This is a genomic window from Populibacterium corticicola (assembly GCF_042683685.1).
GTDB classification, from domain to species: domain Bacteria; phylum Actinomycetota; class Actinomycetes; order Actinomycetales; family Cellulomonadaceae; genus Timonella; species Timonella corticicola.
In genome coordinates this window covers 599,569-619,258 of sequence record NZ_JBHUOP010000002.1, presented here as the reverse complement: position 1 = coordinate 619,258, position 19,690 = coordinate 599,569, and the positions used below count along the sequence as shown (strand labels likewise).

Here is a 19,690-nt window from a genome sequence, read left to right as displayed (position 1 = left end):
GTTTTCAAAAGAAGGGAATGCGGTGCTTTGAGAAGTGTTCAAAGGGTCATGAGATCATCGAAATGTATTGAGGTCAGAAACATAAGCTTTCCTATTCGTGTATCGTTGGAGCCCTCAGTTAGTGATTTTTTGTTCTTCCTTGCTGTTATGGCGGAGGAAGAGACGTGGCGTTCAACCCAGATTAGTTCGCTGGTGCTTGCAAGGCTCGAGGTTCCAGAGGGCTATGTAACTCCGGAATGTGTCTTGGCAACTTTTACAGGGTTGGCGGGATGGAGTCCGGATTCGCCAGTGTCAAGGATTGGTCATGAGATGCGAGATTGTGAATTGAGCGAGATGCCCGGAGTTAGTCTCTACACTGCACATGTAGTTGTGATTCGAAACGATGAGGGCGAGAATCAGGACTCTCTACCAGAGTTGCTGCGGCGCGCGGCACGGTTTACAAGAGATAACGCGCTTGATTTTGATCGGGTGGAGAGTGTTCGTTACGTCTACGGGTTTGATGATGAGCTCCGTCCGTATCCAGAGTTGCATTTGACTGTCATGGGTAGTGAACTTGGAGCCAAGTTGTGAGGATCCTAGACATTGACGCTTCATCCCACTTCTCGGCTTTCCGGATCATAGTTCCTTCGGATGGTGCTAGTCTTTCTGATTCATTCGAAACCGCTGCAGAATATTGCGAAGAAGCGTCTCTAGACGCGTGGGAACTGAAATCTATTGAACTAACTGGAGTCCTAGATAAGTTCGATCAACCATTGGCAATGTGGATAGTGAAAGAAATTCACTAGACGGCGCGTGAAGCCTTTGGAAGGAAGTTTTACTTAGGGTGTAGTCGTGCTCATGATTCAGATGATGGGGGATCTCCGTATTTGAGGGTGTAATCAGGGGCGAGCGTGGTGGTGACTGGGTAGGGGGCAAGGTCCCCCGATGATGGAAGTTCTCACACTGACCATCTGCCGGAAGACCTCGATGTGCTCCACGCTACCTTCGCTACCCCTGACCTGACCACGTTCTGCCGTCTCGACGAACTCAACCACGACGCGGGTGTATGAAGACACCTCGGATAGCCCATCGTGGGCGGCCACTGTGAAGGATGGGATAACCGAGACGACACGGTAGGTCTTTTCTATCGCCGGGGATTGTTGATCCACAAGGCTCTGTGGTTGCGACCACGAGACAGCAGGTAGTTGACGGTGGTACGGCGACGGTGTGGGTTGGGTTGTCTTTGTTCGACGAGTATGGCAACCCGATCACCGCCAAGACTGCCGATACGGGTGTACTAACTTATGGCTGCTTGGGTTATGAGGGGTACGGCATTGCGGATCTCATCGACGAGTTGCGGAGGATTACGCAGGAAAAGAGCGAAGAAGCATACGGTAGGCTTTGCGACCTGAGAGAGTCATGGCGACAAAAATAAATTTGGTAAGCGAAAATGATAGTAGATCGAAGCAGGTTTCCTAAAAGAGGAAAATTCCGCCCTTAAGTATGGATCTTATCTTAGGAACTTCTCGTAGAGATTTTTAGTCATGATTATATTAATAATACAGGCTGTGGCTTCTACTTCTTAATAGAAGGAGCAAACTGTGATTCGTAAGTTTATTGCGGGTGTTCGTTCGTTCTTCAATGCGTATTATGAGCCGACGAGTGGCTATGCGTTTGCGTATAAAGAAGACGGGTACGAGCTTGTGACCGCTTATCTGGCGTTGCTGGTCGAGCATGGGTTGATCCACGATGGTGCGGTTGAGGTGATTGAGGAAACCGAGGATCTTGTTGTTCCTGATGAGTTGCGTCATGTGTACCGGGACATTCTGGTGCAGCCTGATCTGAGGGAAGTTTCTGATATGGCTCGGGGCTGGTGCTTGTGGCACGCGCCGCGGGTGCGGTATTCGCAGTTTTACGGGTTTGAACACGGTCTGGTCGATGTCAACGTGTTTAATGCGTGGGAATTACGTATCTCGGGTCGCGACAGTCGGATGGCGATTGCTCTGGGGCTTGCCGATGAACTTGGCATGACATTCACTCAGTGGGAGTAAACCGCTATGAGCATGCAAGACGGCGTGCCGATCCAGTTGATACGCAACGGGGTACGCACCGCACGAACACCCCATCTCACATCCCGGTCACGTTGGCACCCGGGCCGCGGCCCGGGTGTGAAAGCAGCCACACAAAATGGCCGGAATGCAGGTAAAACAGCACCGACACGCCTAGCGCAGTGACCTGGGTCGCAAGCCGAATAACACGGCCAACCGGATCGTCGCTAATCTGAAACAAGCAGTCTAGGCAGGCTGCTCATTGTCAACACGCCGGACTAAGTGCCAATTCGGCGGACAAAGGGGATTACATGACCTCGTCGCTTTCGCGTCGCATTTTTACCGCTGCCGTCACCGCAACCATTGCGCTGTCACTTGCAGCTTGCTCATCCGAAGAGCCAAACGGCCCGGATGCTTCAGAAGGAACCGCCACCCAAACGCAGAATGCGGGTGGAGACCTAGTTTTCACTATCGCTGGTGGAAACCTCGAAAACGGTCACATGGACCCGCACTCCAGCCAACTGGACGTGTCGGCGTACGTGAACCGCAACATCTATGACTCGCTCGTCGCACTCGACGAATCCGGCGATGTGAAGCCGTGGCTCGCACAGTCCTGGGAGATTTCCGAGGACGGTCTGGCCTACGTGTTCACGCTGCGCGAGGACGTGACGTTCCATGACGGAACGCCGTTCAACGCGGAAGCCGCCGTCAAGAACTTCAACCACATTGCGGCGGAAGAAACCGCGTCAGCGCAGGCGCTCGGCCTGCTGGGTGGTTCACTGTTTGACGGTGCTGAGGCCACTGGTGACTTCGAGTTGACGCTGCACCTCAAGGAGCCATTCGCTCCACTGCTCACCAACCTGTCCACGGCCTTCATCGGCATGTACTCGCCTGCGGTTCTCGACTCGGCAACCCAGGACGCGATCAAGGCTGGCGGTCCTGAGGTATCTGTTGGTACCGGACCGTTCGTGCTCAAGGAGTACACCCCAGCGCAGCAGCTCGTGCTCGAACCGAACGCGGACTACGCGTGGGGACCAGACATCAAGACTGCAGGCGGCGGTTCGCTCGCCGACGGTCCAGCGAAACTCGACTCGCTGACCATCCGCATCGTCCCAGAGGAATCTGCTCGCGTGGGTGCGTTGCAGAGCAGCCAAGCACATGTGTCGGTTGACCTGACTCCAACGGGTACCTCGCAACTTCAGGGCGCCGAGATTTCCTCGGTTCCAAGCCCTGGTCTGCCATACTCGGCGCTGCTCAACTGGGAACACGGCGTATTTAGCGACGCAAAGGTTCGTCAGGCATTCGAGTACGGAATCAACCTCGACGCGGCAGTAGGCGCAGCGTTCTCTGGCGAATACGAGCGGGCCTGGAGCATCCTCAGCCCAACCACGCCAAACTCCTACGACTCGTCACTTGAAGGTTCGTGGGCGTACGATGAAGCCAAGGCCAACACCCTCCTCGACGAGGCTGGCTGGACCGAACGCGACGCCGACGGCTACCGCGTCAAGGACGGCGAACGCCTGAGCGCCGAGTGGCTTTCGTGGCTGCCGTTCCCAGACGAACGCCAGGCTCTCGTGAACTTCATGGTCGACGACCTCAAGAAGATCGGCTTCGAGCTCAAGCACTCCGCAATCGAAGGCCCTGAATATCAGGCACGTTACGCGGATGCTGAGGGCAACATGATCCTCGACTTCGACATCACCGACTGGGGCTTCGCATCCCTCGACGCCGACATTCTGCGCCAGCACCTGCACTCGGCTGGCTACCAGAACGCCTCCAACGTGAAGGACTCGGGTTTGGATGCGCTGCTGGAGCAGGCATCGTCGAACACCAACCTCGAGGAGCGCGCGCAACTCTACAGTCAGATCCAGAAGTGGAATGTTGAGCAGGTAGCGATTGTGCCGCTGTACCTGCCGAACTTCACCGTTGCGTCGCTGCCGTCCGTGCAGGGCCTCGCGTTTGATTCGTTCGGTTGGCCACTGTTCGCGGGTGCGAGCATCCAGTAATGCAGGCTCGCGGGTGGATTCGTCCAATTGCCCGCTTTGCGGGTGGGGCCGCGCTCGTTTTATGGGGCGCGGTCACACTCGCTTTTGCGGTGTTGAAGCTGATTCCGGGCGATCCGGTGTCGGTCATGTTGGGTCCGTTGTCCTCCGCGACGCCCGAAGCCAGAGCTGCTATCCGCGCGAGTTTGGGCTTGGATCGGCCCGTTATTGAACAGTATTTTTCCTATATTGGCCGCGTAGTGACGGGCGATTTGGGGCAGTCGTATCAGCAGGGGCGCCAGGTTTCTGACATCTTGGTGCAGGCTGCGACTCCCACATTGTTGTTGTCGGTGAGCGCGCTTGGATTGGCGGCGCTGTTGGCCGTTGCGGGCTCGTTTATTTCGCGCCGCGGGGCTTTGCGACGAGTCGTCGACTTTGTCGAGCTTCTTGCGGTCTCTGCGCCAGTATTTTGGACGGCGTTGATCCTGGCGGCCGTATTTAGTTACGGGCTTGGATGGTTCCCGGTCATTGGTGGGTCGCAGGCTTCGCGTCTCGTGCTGCCTGCCATTGCGATGGCTTTGCCCATTGCGGGAACGCTGGGCCAGGTGCTGCGGCAGGGACTCGACACCGCCGAGGCCGAACCGTTCTCGTTGACCGCCCGCGCGCGAGGGCTCTCTCGGCTTGGGGTGACCGCAAAACATTCGCTGCGTCATGCCGGAACCGGCACGCTCACGTTGACGGGTTACCTGTTCGGTTCCCTGCTTGGCGGTGCCGTCCTGATTGAAACGGTGTTCGCTCGGCCGGGATTGGGGCGCGTCACCCTCGACGCGATTCTGGGCCGGGACATTCCCGTGGTGATGGGTGCGGTCCTGCTGTCCGGGGTCATATTCATTGTGATCAACCTGATTGTTGACCTGCTTGCACTCGTGCTTGACCCGCGGTTGCGGCCGTCGAGGGGAGGTACGTTGTGAGTGCTTCGGCAACGCCGCCTGTCGTCCCTCCGCGCGGTGGGGGTTTTGGTCTGGGTGGTTCACGCAGGCCGGGCGGATTACGTAGTCCAGATGGATCGCGTGGCCCGAACGAGTCACGCGGCAGCACGGCCCACAGCGACCGTACCCGCCAGTGGGAAATGATCGGCCTGATCTTAGGGTTGGCCGTACTCGGGTTCATCGCCGTAGCGGCACTGTTCCCACAGGTCATCGCCGCTGGCGACCCAAACGCAACCGACTCGTCGGCAGTCCTGATGCCGCCGAGCGGCGACCACCTGTTTGGGACCGATCAATCTGGGCGTGACGTGTTCACTCGTGTGGTGCATGCGACCGGGACCTCGATTCTGGTGGGGCTGCGCGCCGTGGGGATCGCGCTGGTTGCAGGTCTGACGCTGGGCACTCTCGCGGGGCTTGCGCCGCGCTGGCTCGACGGAATCATCTCGCGGCTCATCGAGGTCGTCATGGCGTTCCCGGAGTTCCTGATCGCGCTGCTCGTGGTCGCAATTATGGGGAAGGGGCCGAGCGCCGTGGCCATCGGCGTCACGATTGCGATCATCCCCGCCTACGTGCGCCTTGGCCGAATCTCCGCGCGCAGACTGCGAATCAGCGGCCCATACGAGGCCGCCCGCATCCTCGGGATCGGCCCGGCTCGCGCGGCAGTGCGGCACATCGTGCCGAACGTAGCCGCAACCCTCGTGGGACTCGCCATCGTCGGCTTCGGTTCGGCAGTCGTGGCCGCCGCAGGCCTGAGCTTCCTCGGGCTCGGCGTGCAACCGCCCACCGCCGAGTGGGGACTCATGATGTCCGAAGGTAAAAACCAGCTCGCGAACGCCTGGTGGATCTCCGTATGCCCCGGCATTGCGCTTGCGCTCACCGTGATCGCGGTGACCACCGTGGCCCGGCCGCTGCAACGCTACCTCGAACGGGGACAGGCATGAAACCACTGTTAAGCGTGTCCTCCTTGGCTATTTCGGCGGGCGAGCTGCCCATCGTTGACGGCGTCAGTTTTGAACTGTTGCCCGGCCAATGCGTGGCCATCGTCGGCGAATCCGGCGCAGGCAAAACCATGACCGGTCGCGCCCTGATCGGGCTGCTTCCAGAAGGCGTCAGCGTCAGCGGAGGCACGGTTCTGCTTGGCGACGATCCCCTATATTCCAGCGGAACCTCGCGTTCCGAGCGGGGCTGGGGGCAGGTGCGTGGCCGGCGGATCGCTATGGTCACTCAGGATGCGCTCGTGTCGCTCGACCCGTTGCGCACTATTGGGGCTGAGGTTGCTGAGCCTGCGCTCGTGCACGGGATCGTGCGTGCTGATGGGCTTGTGGGTTTTGCGGGGCGTGGACGTTCTGGTGGTTCAGCGCGGGAGCATGCCGTGGCGCTGCTTGAACGGGTTCACGTGCCAGACGCCTCGCGCAGAGCCGGTCAATACCCGCACCAACTTTCGGGCGGGCAGCGGCAACGTGCGCTGATCGCCTCGGGACTGTCGGCTGGACCCGAGATACTGATCGCTGACGAACCCACAACAGCCCTAGACGCTTCGGTTCAAGAACGCATCATCGACCTGCTGGGTGAGGTCAAACAGCAGGGTACCGGTGTCATCCTGGTCAGCCACGACCTCACGCTCGTGCGGAAACTAGCCGACGTTGTTGTGGTCATGAAGGACGGGGCCGTTGTCGAACAGGGACCGGTTGCACAGGTGTTTGAGGCACCCACACACGATTACACGCGGGCGCTGATCGCGGCCCACCCCGACGGCCAGCCGCTCATGCTTGACCAGCGTCCGGTCGATCCCTCCCAGGTGGTTCTCTCGGGGGAGGGGCTGTCGGTGTCCTACCGCGTTGCGGGCGGAGTGTTTAGTGCGCTCGCGGACGTTTCCTTGGCTCTTCACGCTGGGGAAACTCTCGGTCTGGTCGGCGAATCAGGATCTGGGAAGTCCACCCTCATGCGGGTCCTGCTGGGAACCCAACGGCCCGATTCCGGCGAGGTTCATGTTTCGAGGCGGTTGTGGAATAGCGGTGCGGTTCGCGTGCCTGAACGTTCGCGCCGGGCAAGGCGAAGCACCATTCAGCTCGTTGCCCAAGACGCCTATTCAGCCATGAACAAGCGCTGGTCAGTACGCCGGATCATCGCTGAGGGCATCCCCGCCTCCGTGTTGGAGGGGCTGCGAGGGCGTGCGCGACGCGCAGAGATTGCTCGCCGCGTGGCCTCGCTCATGACCGATGTGGGGTTGGCTGGCGACCTAGCGGAGCGCCGTCCGGGGCAGCTTTCCGGTGGTCAACGGCAACGTGTCGCGATCGCGCGTGCTTTGGCGTGTGAACCTCGGGTGCTGCTGTGCGATGAACCCGTATCCGCACTCGACGTGACTATCGCGGCTCAGGTTGTGCACCTGCTGGCTTCGCTTCAAGCACGTACCGGTATCTCGATGATCTTCATCAGCCACGATGCCGCAGTCGTGGGCCAACTTGCACACCGTGTCATCGAGTTGCGCGACGGTCGCATCATTTCCTGAGGGTCCGTACGTTGGGTGTGTAGAAATTACTTCACTGTGAGGGTGGTTGATACTCACATACAAGTAAAAACTACACATTCAGTTCCACTGAGGCGTGCCAACCCCACATTTCGGAGGACGTTTACGTTTATTCGCCCCGTGAACACCGTGTGGCAACACGAGCCAAGACGGGAGTACGGTGAAGAGCAAGTAAACGTACACAGGAGGGGAACATGAGCATCACGCCAGACACCAAGGACTGGACGTGGGTCATCGAGCAGGAATGTCCGGACTGCGGATTCAACGCATCTCTACTCACGCTCGACCAGATCGGAGACACCGCGCGGGCACAACTGCCGCATTGGCGCGAAGTGCTCACTCGTGAGGATGTCCGCGAACGCCCGAACCCCGGCGTGTGGTCTGCGCTTGAATACGCGGCCCACGTCCGTGACGTCCACAAGGTCATGCTTGGACGCCTCAACCTCATGCTCACGCAAGATAACCCCGGCTTCCCCAACTGGGATCAAGATGAAGCGGCAGAGACAGGAAACTACGCTGCGCAAGACCCGCAGCAGGTGCTCGCTGACCTGGAAGCCAACGCCGAGGAGTTCGCAGCAGCCTACGATGCGGTGGAGCCCACCCACGCCGACCGCACCGGCCTGCGCTCCAACGGTTCACACTTCACCGTGCTCACCCTTGGTCGATACGCAGCTCACGACCTCGTCCACCACGTGTGGGACACCCGCAACTAAAGGAGCCCCAATGCCCACCCCGCCAACAGGGCCGGACCACACTGACTCGACGCAACCACAGGACAACTCAACCCAGGCACCAACTCCGCGAGAGAGGGCGCTCGCGGCCTTGGAATCGTCGGAAATCGACTTCACCATCACCGAACACGGGCCGGTCAACTCGCTTGAGGAGGCAGCGCAGGTGCGCGGCGTGACGCCGCGAGACATCGTGAAATCGCTCGTGGTGCGGGTCTCCGAGGGCCGCTACATCTTTGTGCTCGTCGCCGGGAACCGGCAGGTGTCGTGGGCGAAGGTCCGCAAGGTGCTGGGAGTTTCGCGGCTGCACATGCCCGATGCCCAGGAGGCCTTTGACGTGACCGGGTACGTGCGTGGCACGATCACCCCGTTTGGCACGCTGACCCCGCTTGAGGTCATCGTGGATGAGCCGATCATGGGCCGCAGGGTGTCGATCGGTGCGGGTGCGCACGGTGTGGCCGCAACCGTTGACGCAGACGATCTGATCCGGGTGTTGGGCGCCACCGTGGCCGATGTCGGCGAAGAACGCTAGTTGCCGGCTTTTTCGAGTTGACCGATGAGGTCATTGAGCGAAGCGACGATCTTGTCGCGTTCGGCTTCGACCTGCTTGAGTTCATCCCCACTGAGTTGCGAGGTCAAACCATCGAGCGCGGACTTGGCATCTTCGAGTTTCTTTTGGGCGTCGTCGGCGCTGGCCTCAGCCGAGTCCTTCTTGGCCTGGAGGTCATCTAGCGCTGCACGGGCGTTGTCAGCGGCCTGCTGCGCTGACTGCGTGGCGGTTGATACCTTGTCCTTCGCGTCCACGCTCAGGGTCTTGGCCTGGTCCAGGAGCCTATCGCCCTCGGCCTTGAGGTCAGAGGCCTTCGACTTCGCGCTCTCGATCGTGGAGTTCAGGTTGCTCGCGAGATCTGAGGCCTGGGAGCACGCGCCAAGGCTGGCGGTTGCCGCGGCGATGGCGAGGGCACATGCGAGGTGGCGGATACGAGTTTTCATGCCTTCATTCTTACAGGGCCGAGCGGAGCTGCGCGACATCCGAGATGATCAGATCGAGCGTGGCTGCGAGGGCCGGTGCATTGCGGGGTATGAGCGTGCGCGCGTACGTTACCTCGGCGTAGGTGGCGTCGAGGGCGGTGGCCGTTTGGGTGATCAGCTCTTCGTGGAACGATGCAGCCAACTGGTCTGATGAGCGCAGTTTTTCATGCAGTGCGAGTGATTGGCGGGCGGCATGCACCGCGGAATCGATGGCATGGGCGATGGCCTCGCGTGCGCGGATATCGAGGTGCGTGGTCGCTGCCGCGGCGTCCTGTAGCGCCGCAGTGTGGATGGCTGCGTCACTGGACTGCTTCGTGTTGGAATCGGCGTGGGCGGCAGTCGGCGCGAAGGGGATGGCTATCGCAAGGACTGAAGCCGCAAGACGAGTCGTCGTTGACTTCATATAACGATTATGTAACGGCGCAGATCAAATTACTAGAGGCACACGTGGGAATTGTGTGAACGAGGAGAGAACTCTCCGTGTCCTCCTCTGCGAGTGGGAAATATCCCGCTCGTGGCTTCACGGCTGGGCTCACGCCCGCCTGCAAACGGGGATTGGCGACGAGCCCGCATTTTCCAGCGCAGGTTACGGCTGTCAGCGTGACAGGAAATGTCGCAGGCACACGATACGGTGTACTTCATGCGGATCGCACACACCTCCGACTGGCATATTGGCCGAACCCTGCATGGCGTTGACCTGCATGAGCACCATGCTCAGTACTTCGATCACCTGGTCGACCTCGTGCGCTCCGAACAGATCGATGCCGTGGTCGTGTCAGGTGATGTATACGATCGGGCCATCCCGCCCGTCTCCTCGGTCGAATTGCTGTCGGACACTCTTGCACGGCTGGCCGACACCACGCACGTGATCCTTACTCCCGGTAACCATGACTCGGCGATCCGTCTGGGGTTCGGTGCGCAACTGATGCGCCCCAACATCCATATCCGCTCCAAGGTCGCCTCCGTAGCCGAACCGGTGGACATTCCGGCTGTTCGGGGCAGCTCACCGCTGCTCGTATACGGCCTGCCATATCTCGACCCGGATGCGGCTCGGCCTGAACTCGCGCGGTGCTGCGGTCTTGATGGGCCTTTGGGCGAGGGCAGTGTGAGCGTTGCTGAGGGGGCTGAGGAACAACAGGACTCGCGGCCCACCATCGCACGCAGTCACGAGGCCGTTATGTCGGCAGCGATGGGACTGGTTCGAGCGGACCTGGCTGTGCGCCGTGCAGATGGACGTGTGAACTCGCTCGTCATGGCTCATGCCTTTGTTGTCGGTGGGCAGGCAAGCGAATCTGAGCGAGACATCCGTGTGGGTGGTGTTGATTCGGTTCCGGCGGGGGTCTTTGAGGGCGTTGACTATGTTGCGCTTGGGCACCTGCACGGAGCGCAGAGGGTTTCGGTCCCCGGCGCCGTTGCTAGGTACTCCGGGTCCCCGCTTGCCTTCTCCTTCTCCGAGATGAACCACAGGAAGTCAACTGCGATTGTGACGTTCGGTGACAACGGGGTGGTTGGCGAGCCAGAACTCATCACGGCACCGGTGCCTCGCCAGCTCAGCGAGGTCACGGGCACGATGGAGGACGTGCTCGGGGAGGGCGGGGCAACATACGTCGATGACTGGGTACGCATTACGATCACGGACCCAATACGCCCGCAAGAGATGAACGCCCGACTCAAGCAGCGTTTCCCTCACGCGTTGGTCATGCAACACAGCCCAGCAGGTGCACAGCGGCCACAACGTCAGGCAATTGCCGTGAACGCAACCACCGACCCGGCGCAGGTTGCGCGGCAGTTCGTAGAGGACGTGACCTCGCTACCGCCAACCGCTCAAGAACAAGCCGTTCTGGAACGTGCCCTTGACCAGGCTCGGGCAATGGAACGGAGTGCCTGATCATGCAGATACATCACCTATCGCTCAGCGCAGTTGGACCTTTCGTTGGCGAACACCACATCGATTTCGGGGAACTCGGCGCCTCTGGTCTGTTCTTACTGGAAGGTCCCACCGGAGCGGGTAAATCCACGGTCATTGATGCGATCGTCTACGGGCTGTACGGGTCCGTGGCCTCCAAAGAAGCCAGCGACGACCGTATCCGCTCGGACCACGCCGCCGATACGCAAGAAACCTACGTGGACCTGATCTTTGAGACCAGCCACGGAATCTTTCGGGTTCTACGACAACCTGCCCGAATGCGCCCCAAGAAGCGTGGTGAGGGGCTCACCCGGCAGAATGCACAAGGCGTGCTCAGCCGCTTGAGCGTGGCGGAACTCGATCAGATCACGCAGGCGTACGCTCAGGGAGCCGCCCCCACGCAGGTTGCGGAACTCGAAGTGGGGCAGGTCATCTCCACCCGGTTCGATGAGATCGGCCCTGAGATAACGCGTTACATCGGACTGACCAAGGAACAGTTCTCGCAGACCATCGTGCTCCCTCAAGGAGAGTTCTCCAAGTTCCTGCGATCAGTCCCAGAAGACCGACGACAACTCTTGCAGCGAGTGTTCGGCACCGAAATATATGAGCGCGCACAGGATCAGTTGGCGGCGCTCAAACGTGACGCGGAGAAACTGATTGAGGGGCAGCGTGTTGCCCGAAACGAGGCTGTTCGTGCGTTCGTACAGGCTGTCGAGAACCCCGAACTCAACATTGAGGACCTACTTGCGGCAGAACCGGACGCGCTGGGGGATATGCTCGAACAGGAGATCGCGCGACTGCGTGAGCGTGCTGAGGAAACCTCGGACAACGAGTGGGCTGCGGTCGACGCTGAACGCATCGCCGCGGAAACCCTGCAGTTCGCAAAAGACCAGGTGGCGTGGTTTGCCCAGCGCGAGAGACTGCGCGTTGAACTGGAACAGTTGATGCAACGGGCTGCGGAAATCACCACTGCTGAAACGCGCCATGCGCTGGCAGTGCGCGCCTCTTACGTAACCCCTTATGTTGACGCTGTTGACGCTGCGGAGAAGGCCCAAAATGTGGCTCTCAACAATTTCATATCCGCTGTCGAAGTGGCCCAGGACTATGCTGAACTTGGCGCAATGAATGGCGATATTTCGCAGGGCTCGCGTAGTTCGGTGGAGGTGTTCGCACGGTCGTTCTCAAGCAATCGGGTGCATCTGAACGAGCAACGAGATGCCGCTCAGCATGCGATAGGTGGATTGTCCTCGCTGGTTCCGGTTGAAGCTGAGCTGCCGCGGCGTGAAGCATCACGTGAAAGAGACCGTTCCCGCCTGGAAACCCTGAAAGAAGAGCAGCGAAAGACCCTTGAACGTCTTCGCCAGCGCCCTGCGCAACGTGTGGAGTTGATCGAGCGCCGGGACAGTCTGAACTCGGTGGTGGCACACATCCCGCAGGGTAAAGCCACTGTTGAACGTGCCGAGCACCTGCTCAAGACCCATACGCTGAAGGACACGGCTGCGCAGCGGGTGGCTGAGGCAACGGCTCAGGTCTCCGAGCAAGCGGAGCTTGTCGCTGTGGTCAATCAGCGCGAACACGACCTGCGTAATGCGTGGCTCGGGCAATTGGCCGCAACTGTCGCGGAGCAACTACAACCAGGCCAGCCGTGTGCGGTGTGCGGATCACTTGAACACCCGGCTCCGGCACAGGTAGACCCTGAGTCTGCGACCAGGCAGGATGTCGATAGGGCGGAGAACGAACGGCGTGAGGCCGAGCAACGACTCGCGTCTCTTCGCATCAACCAGGCCGCGGCACAGGAACGCCTTGACGCGCTGATTGAACAGGCTGGACAGTCCACACGGGAAGCCGCCCAAAGGGAACTCGTTGACGCGCAGGAAGCCTTGACCCGCATGCAGGCCGCGGAACAAGACCTCAAGGCCACGGTGCGAGCACTTGCGGATCATGAGACGGAGACCAAGCGGCTCGAGGAGAGCGAGAAGAGTTCGGCCGTGGAACTCAGCGCCTTGAGCGCAAGGATCACGGAGCATACAGTCGCGCTTGAAACGGACCGCGCTCGTGTGGCTGAGGCTGTCGCCCAGTACGCCGCAGAGGTTATCGCGTTTCACAAGACATCTGGACCGGGATCCGCAGAGCAAGGTGCCATCTCACTTGCTCAGGTCATCGCGTTCCTCAAGGGAAAGGTCGAGGCTATCTCCTCCGTGCTCGCGGCACTCGAAGAACTACACAGTGCGCAGGCGGCCTTGTCCGAGCGGACCGTCGAACTCAATCGTGCCCTTGCCGAGCACGCGTTTGACTCGGTGCAAGAGGTGCGTGCCGGCACTCTCAGCACGGCGGAACGCGAACAACTCTCAGAGCAAGTGCGGCGCTACAGAGAACGAGTCGCGGCGGTCTCCGCCCAACTGGAATCTGCCGAACTACGTGAACTACCCGAGACGCTGAGCATGGACGTCGATGCACTCAAGAAGGCTCATACCGATGCGCAGGTGAAGGCACGCCAAGCCGGTCACCTCGCGAAGGCCGCATCAAAAACTCTCAAGGACGGCGAATATCGTTCCACCGAGGTCAAACGCGCGATGGAACGACTGCACGAGGTCGACGCCGAAGCACGCCCCACCATCCGCATGGCTGAGATCGCGGCGGGAACCTCAAGCGACAACATCAGCCGGACCACTCTCGCAACCTACGTGCTAAAACGCCGCTTTGAAGACGTGGTAGAGGCCGCCAACACTCGGTTACGACAACTGTCTGAAGGCCGCTATGAGCTCGCACGATCCGATGAGAGGGAGGACGTCGCATCACGTCGCACAGGTCTGGCGCTGCGAGTCATCGACCATGAGACCGAGAAGGAACGCGACCCGCGCACGTTGTCCGGAGGGGAAACCTTCAACGCCTCCCTGTCTCTCGCGCTTGGCCTTGCCGACGTGGTGACCGGTGAAGCCGGTGGCGTTGAGCTGGGAACCCTGTTCATCGACGAGGGCTTTGGCACCCTGGACCCCGAAGCGCTGGACCGCGTCGTGGCGGTGCTCGGGAACCTGCGTGACGGAGGGCGAACCGTCGGCGTTGTTTCACATGTGGAAACACTCAAGCAGGCGATCTCAGATGGCATTACTGTCACAAGGTTGCTATCTGGAGCATCAACGTTGACTGTGCGTGCGTGACCAACTGCGCTGGTAGCGGATTGCCGAGCACGGTGCTTGCCTCTGCATGCCGAGATGTATATCTACTTGCAGTCGCGTAAAACCATGCAGTGATGCACCCTAGATGAGTGGGCAGACATGGAGGACAAATGACTGAGGGCAGTAGCGCACCGGCTAGACAGCGGGAAGCTTGGAGTGGGCAGGCAGGCTTTATCTTCGCTGCAATTGGTTCGGCGGTCGGACTGGGAAACATCTGGCGTTTCCCGGGAGTCGCCTATGAGAACGGTGGAGGGGCCTTCCTGCTCCCCTATCTGATTGCGATGCTGACCGCAGGGCTACCGATCCTGTTCGTGGACTACGCGCTTGGGAACAGGTACCGGGGCGCACCACCCACAGTGTTCAGACGCATCCGCAAGCGTCTGGAATGGCTTGGCTGGTTCCAAACCGCGATCTGTTTTGTGATCATCCTGTACTACGCGGTCATTATCGCGTGGGCCGCGAGTTTCGCGTTCTTTTCGTTAGACCTCAGATGGGGAGACGATCCGGCCGGTTTCTTCGTGGGAGACTTCCTGCATCTGACCGAGACGCCTGGAACGACCGTTGAGTTTGTGGGACCCATCGTGTGGGTGCTCCTCGCGGTATGGGCGGTCACGCTGTTCATCCTCGCCTCCGGTGTGCAAAAAGGTCTTGAGAGGGCCAACGTCATCTTCATTCCCCTGCTCGTGATTCTCTTTGGCGCGCTCGTCGTGCGCGGCCTGTTCCTGCCAGGGGCCGTGGATGGTCTCAACGCCTTCTTCACCCCAAACTGGGCAGCGCTCGCTGAGCCGAGGGTCTGGCTCGCAGCATATGCGCACATCTTCTTCTCGCTGTCGATCGCGTTCGGCATCATGATCACCTACTCCTCATACATCAAGAAGCGGGACAACCTGACCGGTCCAGGGCTCGTGGTGGGGTTTGCGAACTCCTCGTTCGAGGTTCTGGCCGGTATCGGTGTGTTCTCGACGCTCGGATTCATGGCCCAGCAGCAGGGCGTGCAGATAGCGGACCTCGAGGGAATCAAGGGCGTGTTGTTGTCGTTCGTGACCTTCCCAGCGATCGTCTCGCAGATGCCGGGTGGGCAAATCTTTGGATTCCTGTTCTTTGCCTCGCTTGTGCTGGCCGGGTTGACGTCGCTCATCTCGTTGCTTCAGGTGGTGTCGGCCAGCTTCCAAGACAAGTTCGGGTGGAACCCGCGTAAGGCAGCACTGATCGTTGGCGGTGTCTCGGCGCTGTTCTCCGTTGGCATCTTTGCACGTACTGAGGGCCTGCACGCTCTGGATACAGTCGATAAATGGGCTAACGAAGTTGGAATCGTCGGCTCTGCGGTCATCATGCTCGGCGTGCTGCTCGGATTGAAGATGCTGCCGGTGCTGCGAGACCACCTCAACGCGTACTCATCGTTCAAGGTGGGCAACGTATGGATGACGTTCGTTGGAGTCATCATCCCACTCGTGCTGCTGGCCATGTTCGTGACCGAGGTGGTCAATGTCCTGCGAGAGCCTTACGGCGGCTATCCTGCCTGGTTCAACGCACTGTTCGGCTGGGGTGCCATCGTCCTCATGATCGTGCTCACGCTCGTCTTCACGGCGATTCGGTGGAAGGAATCGCCGGACCAGTTCGTACCTGAACCAGCGATCACGGGTGAGCGGATCCACGCAGGGGCTGCCACATCAATGGGCGTAGCCGGGCAACTCCACGTGACACCGGGAAACGCAGGGAATACCACGCACGACAGTGAAGGAACCGAACGATGAACGCCAGCGCCATCATCATGCTGATCGCATCGACCGTCCTACTGTGGGGTGGGCTTGTCGCCTCGATCGTGCACCTGAACAGTTTCAACCGTTCAGACAAGGACTAGTTACGGGCAAGGTAGCGCGCAGCGGAGGGTAACTGTTTTGCGAAGCAGACCACTGCCGGAACGAAACGAACGGGAGTTCGCACCGAAATAGGTACTCTACTGCTTGGAAACGAGTCTGCCGGTGACGTTGTTCGGGCCTGTGGTGGGGAAACGTTCGCGGTTGCGTGCGAGTTTGGCCTCGGCCGCAGCCCCAAGATCTACGCCGAGGACATCGGCGAGCCGTACAAGGTATATGAACACGTCAGCGAGTTCATCGCCGATACGTTCCTTGCGTTCAGGCGATGCGAACTCAGCCGGGAGGTCAGCCTCGCGGACCCACTGGAGCAGTTCGGCGACTTCACCGACCTCGCCGGTGAGCGCGAGCACGAGTGATTTGGGATCTTGGAACTTCTCCCAATCTCGTTCCTGGGAGAAGGCCCGTACCGCTGTGGTGAACTCATCGATCCGTGTCATGACTCTAGCCTGCCACTAACGTCGTATTCGAAGCGAGATTGCCTGTTCTAAGCAGTTGCGTTCGCCCATTCAAGTAGTGCGGTGCGCATTGCATCTGACCGTGTGCGATGTTCGCGCTCAGCTCGTGCCATGAGGAGAGCCAACTCCGAATCACTGAGCCGTACCGTCACTGCATGTGATGTTTCGCCTGTCCGTGATGGGCGTCCGGTTTTCTGGAATGTGGCTCCGGGGAAGCCATCTTCAGCGTTTTTTACGAGGCGGGAGATGACTTCCTCGGTAATCTCAACTCCGTTGATTTCGCCGTATGAACCGTTGATAGGTGTTGCTTTGTAATCGTTCATCGTCCCCTCCTTTGTATTCTTGTAATTATTGTCTTCCGTGCAGGCGTGGCGTGAATCACCAAGTAACGGCTACCCTCGCCAAAGCGTAAAGCGCAGAGTTCCCAAGGGCGGCCAGCATCGTCAAATGCGAGTCGCACATACCGAGGCGGCTCGTCGTCCACGAGAGTTTCATCTATGCCGCGGTTCCACAGGTTAACAACTTCTTCTGGGTCGAGACCATGTTTAAGAGCTGATCCGTGAACTTGGATGTGGAACACATAGACCCCTGTCTTGTTTTGTACACAAAACTAGCATCGTTTCGTGTACAAAACAATGGCGAGTGTGGTTCATGAATGTGTCCATGGGCGGTTGGATGTGACGCGGGGGATGGTCGCATTCGACCACCCATGGTCACATTGATCATCAGTCCCAGGTTGAACCCGTTGAACCCACCCCACACCGCAACGAAACAAAGGCCTTAGCGTGCCATCTTTTGCGCGAGGGCCGGTTCGACAGCGTCCCAGAGGTGTTGGTGTAGAGACTGCGCGTAGTGCACCGAGACATGCTGATCGTCGCGGAACACAAGCACGTTGTTGATGACCGCGGGACACTCATCTGCGGCACAGAACCACGGAGTCGTATCGACAAACCTGACCTCGGGGACTAGATCGGCTGCTTCGATCTGGTGATCAACGGGCAGCGCCTCAACGAGGGGAACGCTGCACTTCTCGGGAGCGATGCGGTTGTTGATGACGCAGAACGTGGTTTCATCGCCTGGACGCATTCCCGGACTGTCCTTGAGCACGACAACGGGTATTCCGTGTTCGATGAGGATGCTCCAGCTTTCCGCAAGACCCTCTGCTGGCTTGGGTACATCAGGGTCTGAGATGAAGGGAAGCGCCGTGCGATTGGACGTGACCACGATATCGATAGCTGGATCTGCCAGCAGGCTCGCCATGGTTTGTTCGTTGGCCTTCTGGCAGGGGCGCCCGCGTTGATCATCGGAAACGCGCACCGCTGTGCTGAATGGGCAACTCGCATGGAAGTAGGTGATGATGCGAACGTCATGATTGCGTGCCACGATCTGTTCGAATGCGGGCAGGTAGTGCTCAATGTGCGAATCGCCGACCAGGGCAATCGTGGATGAGGCATCAGGGTTTCCGAACTCGCAGACCGGCGTGTGGTCCGCACTGATGGTCGATTTGCAGCGTCCTTCGGCACCGGTCGGCAGGATGTCGCGGGCTTGCGCTGGCTCGGGCACGAGGGCTGTGGGAGCATCGGCCAGGAATGCCGGATAGGAGAGTGAGCCAGGTTCAGGCTCGCTGGAACCGGGCTGTCCGGTGGGTTCCGAGGGATCGGTATCCCAAGGATCAGGTGTAGCAGGCAGGGACTGCGCTCCAATTCGGTCGCCTGCGGTCTCGATGAGAACCTGTGTCTCTCGCTCCAAGGATGATTCGTGGGCTACCGCGGCACGGTCCACGATGACGGCAACAGCGATGACGGCCAGCGATCCGATCAGTCCAGCCCACAGGGTACGACGAATGTTCTGCGATGACATCGGTACCCGAGAAAGTGGCCGGTCAACCCACCGGTACAGCACGACTGCCCCAAGAATTGACCCCGTCACGAGTAGCCCGTCCACCAGCAGGTTCCGCTCGACCATGCGAAACCCCGCAAACAATAGAACTGGCCAATGCGTGAGATACAGGGTGTACGAAATGTTTCCAAGGCCCTGCACAACCCGTCCACCCACAAACTGGTCAAGAAAACCCGAAGTGAGGGCTCGTCGCGAATAGATCACCAGTGCGCAGCCAAGCGTCGCCGGAAGCGCGCCGATACCAGGGAAGAACGAGACCGGCGTGAAGAACAACGACCATCCGAGCAACACCCAGCCAGCACACCAGGCGAGAGCGGATGCCTGAGGCGTCCGCGCCGAACGGTCCCACACAGCCAAGAGCGCACCAAGCGCCAACTCCCAGAACCGGGTGCTGGGCAGGAAATAGGCTGCCGCGTTGCCAGTCGATACGAGCGCCGTGGAATGCGCAAGGCTCACCACGATCAGGATGCTGAGGGTAACAAGCAGCCACACGCGGATACGCTGCGAGACATCAACCTGTCGTCTACGTAGGACAACCAGAAAACCTGCCAAGAGCAGCGGAATGAGAATGTAGAACTGCTCCTCGACAGACAACGACCAAAAATGGTTGAACAGGCTGTCAGCGGCACCGTCGTTGAGGTAGTCCACCGAGGCGTGGGCCAGGTTGATGTTCTGTAGGTAGATGACGGACGCTATGGCGTCATGTGCCGCACCACGAATCAGATTGGTCGGAAGCAGCACCACAGCACAAACCAGCGTGATGAGCGCCGTGACATAGGCCGAGGGGAGGATACGTTTGATGCGCTTGGCATAGAACCTGGCGAAACCAATGCGTCCACGCTGCTGCGCCTCGCGCAGCAGATGCCCCGTGATGAGGAAACCGGAGATGACGAAGAAGATATCCACGCCCACAAACCCTGCTGGAAGAACGTCGGGCCAAAAGTGGTAGATGACGACGGCTAAAACCGCGAGAGCCCGTAGCGCCTGGATATCGGTTCGGAGCGGTACTGGTTTTACTATGGCATCGGCATTGTGTGTCTGCGTTTCAGGAGCGGCGATGATCTTCTGTGAAACAGGCATGATGTCCCATCATTC

The 19,690-nt window shown here is 59.6% G+C and carries 17 protein-coding genes; 12 read left to right on the top strand and 5 right to left on the bottom strand.

The window, feature by feature from the left end; translation table 11 throughout:
• Window positions 1–48: 48 nt before the first annotated feature.
• The 8 genes from ACFSYH_RS06465 (at window position 49) to ACFSYH_RS06430 (ending at window position 8,782) form a co-directional block, all read left to right on the top strand.
• Complete coding sequence (locus ACFSYH_RS06465; RefSeq protein WP_377465939.1) at window positions 49–570, top strand: hypothetical protein; 522 nt, start codon at window positions 49–51, stop codon at window positions 568–570.
• A gap of 1,010 nt (window positions 571–1,580) precedes the next feature.
• A complete protein-coding gene (locus ACFSYH_RS06460; protein WP_377465938.1) occupies window positions 1,581–2,030 on the top strand; it encodes a hypothetical protein in 450 nt (149 codons plus the stop codon).
• A gap of 308 nt (window positions 2,031–2,338) precedes the next feature.
• Window positions 2,339–4,033, top strand: a complete 1,695-nt coding sequence (locus ACFSYH_RS06455; protein WP_377465935.1) for an ABC transporter substrate-binding protein — start codon at window positions 2,339–2,341, stop codon at window positions 4,031–4,033.
• A complete protein-coding gene (locus tag ACFSYH_RS06450) occupies window positions 4,033–4,980 on the top strand; it encodes an ABC transporter permease (RefSeq protein ID WP_377465933.1) in 948 nt (315 codons plus the stop codon). The genes ACFSYH_RS06455 and ACFSYH_RS06450 overlap by 1 nt, the downstream gene beginning before the upstream one ends.
• Window positions 4,977–5,936, top strand: coding sequence for an ABC transporter permease (locus ACFSYH_RS06445; protein WP_377465931.1), 960 nt, complete (start codon window positions 4,977–4,979; stop codon window positions 5,934–5,936). The genes ACFSYH_RS06450 and ACFSYH_RS06445 overlap by 4 nt, the downstream gene beginning before the upstream one ends.
• Window positions 5,937–5,959: 23 nt before the next feature.
• Window positions 5,960–7,504 carry an ATP-binding cassette domain-containing protein gene (locus ACFSYH_RS06440; RefSeq protein ID WP_377465929.1) on the top strand — a complete coding sequence of 515 codons (1,545 nt, stop codon included), beginning with the start codon at window positions 5,960–5,962 and terminating at the stop codon, window positions 7,502–7,504.
• Between the two features lie 212 nt (window positions 7,505–7,716).
• On the top strand, window positions 7,717–8,235 hold the full coding sequence (locus ACFSYH_RS06435; RefSeq protein ID WP_377465927.1) for a DinB family protein: 519 nt from the start codon (window positions 7,717–7,719) through the stop codon (window positions 8,233–8,235).
• A gap of 10 nt (window positions 8,236–8,245) precedes the next feature.
• Window positions 8,246–8,782, top strand: coding sequence for an aminoacyl-tRNA deacylase (locus ACFSYH_RS06430; RefSeq protein ID WP_377465925.1), 537 nt, complete (start codon window positions 8,246–8,248; stop codon window positions 8,780–8,782).
• Here ACFSYH_RS06430 and ACFSYH_RS06425 read toward each other — a convergent pair.
• Entirely contained in the window at window positions 8,779–9,243 is a 465-nt protein-coding gene (locus ACFSYH_RS06425) for a hypothetical protein (protein ID WP_377465923.1), read from the bottom strand. The genes ACFSYH_RS06430 and ACFSYH_RS06425 overlap by 4 nt on opposite strands.
• Before the next feature lie 10 nt (window positions 9,244–9,253).
• Complete coding sequence (locus ACFSYH_RS06420; protein WP_377465920.1) at window positions 9,254–9,685, bottom strand: hypothetical protein; 432 nt, start codon at window positions 9,683–9,685, stop codon at window positions 9,254–9,256.
• A gap of 207 nt (window positions 9,686–9,892) precedes the next feature.
• Here ACFSYH_RS06420 and ACFSYH_RS06415 point away from each other — a divergent pair, with 207 nt between their 5' ends.
• The 4 genes from ACFSYH_RS06415 (at window position 9,893) to ACFSYH_RS06400 (ending at window position 16,225) form a co-directional block, all read left to right on the top strand.
• On the top strand, window positions 9,893–11,170 hold the full coding sequence (locus ACFSYH_RS06415; protein WP_377465918.1) for an exonuclease SbcCD subunit D: 1,278 nt from the start codon (window positions 9,893–9,895) through the stop codon (window positions 11,168–11,170).
• Window positions 11,171–11,172: 2 nt separating this feature from the next.
• Window positions 11,173–14,346: an AAA family ATPase gene (locus ACFSYH_RS06410; protein ID WP_377465915.1), complete on the top strand. Its 3,174-nt coding sequence runs from the start codon at window positions 11,173–11,175 to the stop codon at window positions 14,344–14,346.
• A 128-nt stretch (window positions 14,347–14,474) separates the two neighbouring features.
• Window positions 14,475–16,118 carry a sodium-dependent transporter gene (locus ACFSYH_RS06405; protein WP_377465913.1) on the top strand — a complete coding sequence of 548 codons (1,644 nt, stop codon included), beginning with the start codon at window positions 14,475–14,477 and terminating at the stop codon, window positions 16,116–16,118.
• Window positions 16,115–16,225: a methionine/alanine import family NSS transporter small subunit gene (locus ACFSYH_RS06400; protein ID WP_377465911.1), complete on the top strand. Its 111-nt coding sequence runs from the start codon at window positions 16,115–16,117 to the stop codon at window positions 16,223–16,225. The genes ACFSYH_RS06405 and ACFSYH_RS06400 overlap by 4 nt, the downstream gene beginning before the upstream one ends.
• 96 nt (window positions 16,226–16,321) lie before the next feature.
• Here the strand turns inward: ACFSYH_RS06400 and ACFSYH_RS06395 are convergent, their stop codons facing one another.
• The 3 genes from ACFSYH_RS06395 to ACFSYH_RS06385 all read right to left on the bottom strand — a co-directional run bounded on the left by ACFSYH_RS06395 (window position 16,322) and on the right by ACFSYH_RS06385 (window position 19,675).
• Window positions 16,322–16,678: a nucleotide pyrophosphohydrolase gene (locus ACFSYH_RS06395; RefSeq protein ID WP_377465909.1), complete on the bottom strand. Its 357-nt coding sequence runs from the start codon at window positions 16,676–16,678 to the stop codon at window positions 16,322–16,324.
• Window positions 16,679–16,725: 47 nt separating this feature from the next.
• On the bottom strand, window positions 16,726–17,019 hold the full coding sequence (locus ACFSYH_RS06390; protein WP_377465907.1) for a ribbon-helix-helix protein, CopG family: 294 nt from the start codon (window positions 17,017–17,019) through the stop codon (window positions 16,726–16,728).
• Window positions 17,020–17,476: 457 nt separating this feature from the next.
• Window positions 17,477–19,675, bottom strand: a complete 2,199-nt coding sequence (locus ACFSYH_RS06385; RefSeq protein WP_377465905.1) for an acyltransferase family protein — start codon at window positions 19,673–19,675, stop codon at window positions 17,477–17,479.
• Between the last annotated feature and the right edge of the window lie 15 nt (window positions 19,676–19,690).

Excerpts from the sequence above, each read along its gene's own strand:
- ACFSYH_RS06405 (WP_377465913.1), top strand. The coding sequence starts at position 14,475 with ATGACTGAGGGCAGTAGCGCACCGGCTAGACAGCGGGAAGCTTGGAGT.
- ACFSYH_RS06430 (WP_377465925.1), top strand. The coding sequence starts at position 8,246 with ATGCCCACCCCGCCAACAGGGCCGGACCACACTGACTCGACGCAACCA.
- ACFSYH_RS06410 (WP_377465915.1), top strand. The coding sequence starts at position 11,173 with ATGCAGATACATCACCTATCGCTCAGCGCAGTTGGACCTTTCGTTGGC.
- ACFSYH_RS06400 (WP_377465911.1), top strand. The coding sequence starts at position 16,115 with ATGAACGCCAGCGCCATCATCATGCTGATCGCATCGACCGTCCTACTG.
- ACFSYH_RS06435 (WP_377465927.1), top strand. The coding sequence starts at position 7,717 with ATGAGCATCACGCCAGACACCAAGGACTGGACGTGGGTCATCGAGCAG.
- ACFSYH_RS06415 (WP_377465918.1), top strand. The coding sequence starts at position 9,893 with ATGTCGCAGGCACACGATACGGTGTACTTCATGCGGATCGCACACACC.
- ACFSYH_RS06385 (WP_377465905.1), bottom strand. The coding sequence starts at position 19,675 with ATGCCTGTTTCACAGAAGATCATCGCCGCTCCTGAAACGCAGACACAC.
- ACFSYH_RS06425 (WP_377465923.1), bottom strand. The coding sequence starts at position 9,243 with ATGAAAACTCGTATCCGCCACCTCGCATGTGCCCTCGCCATCGCCGCG.
- ACFSYH_RS06395 (WP_377465909.1), bottom strand. The coding sequence starts at position 16,678 with ATGACACGGATCGATGAGTTCACCACAGCGGTACGGGCCTTCTCCCAG.
- ACFSYH_RS06455 (WP_377465935.1), top strand. The coding sequence starts at position 2,339 with ATGACCTCGTCGCTTTCGCGTCGCATTTTTACCGCTGCCGTCACCGCA.
- ACFSYH_RS06390 (WP_377465907.1), bottom strand. The coding sequence starts at position 17,019 with ATGAACGATTACAAAGCAACACCTATCAACGGTTCATACGGCGAAATC.
- ACFSYH_RS06450 (WP_377465933.1), top strand. The coding sequence starts at position 4,033 with ATGCAGGCTCGCGGGTGGATTCGTCCAATTGCCCGCTTTGCGGGTGGG.
- ACFSYH_RS06465 (WP_377465939.1), top strand. The coding sequence starts at position 49 with ATGAGATCATCGAAATGTATTGAGGTCAGAAACATAAGCTTTCCTATT.
- ACFSYH_RS06420 (WP_377465920.1), bottom strand. The coding sequence starts at position 9,685 with ATGAAGTCAACGACGACTCGTCTTGCGGCTTCAGTCCTTGCGATAGCC.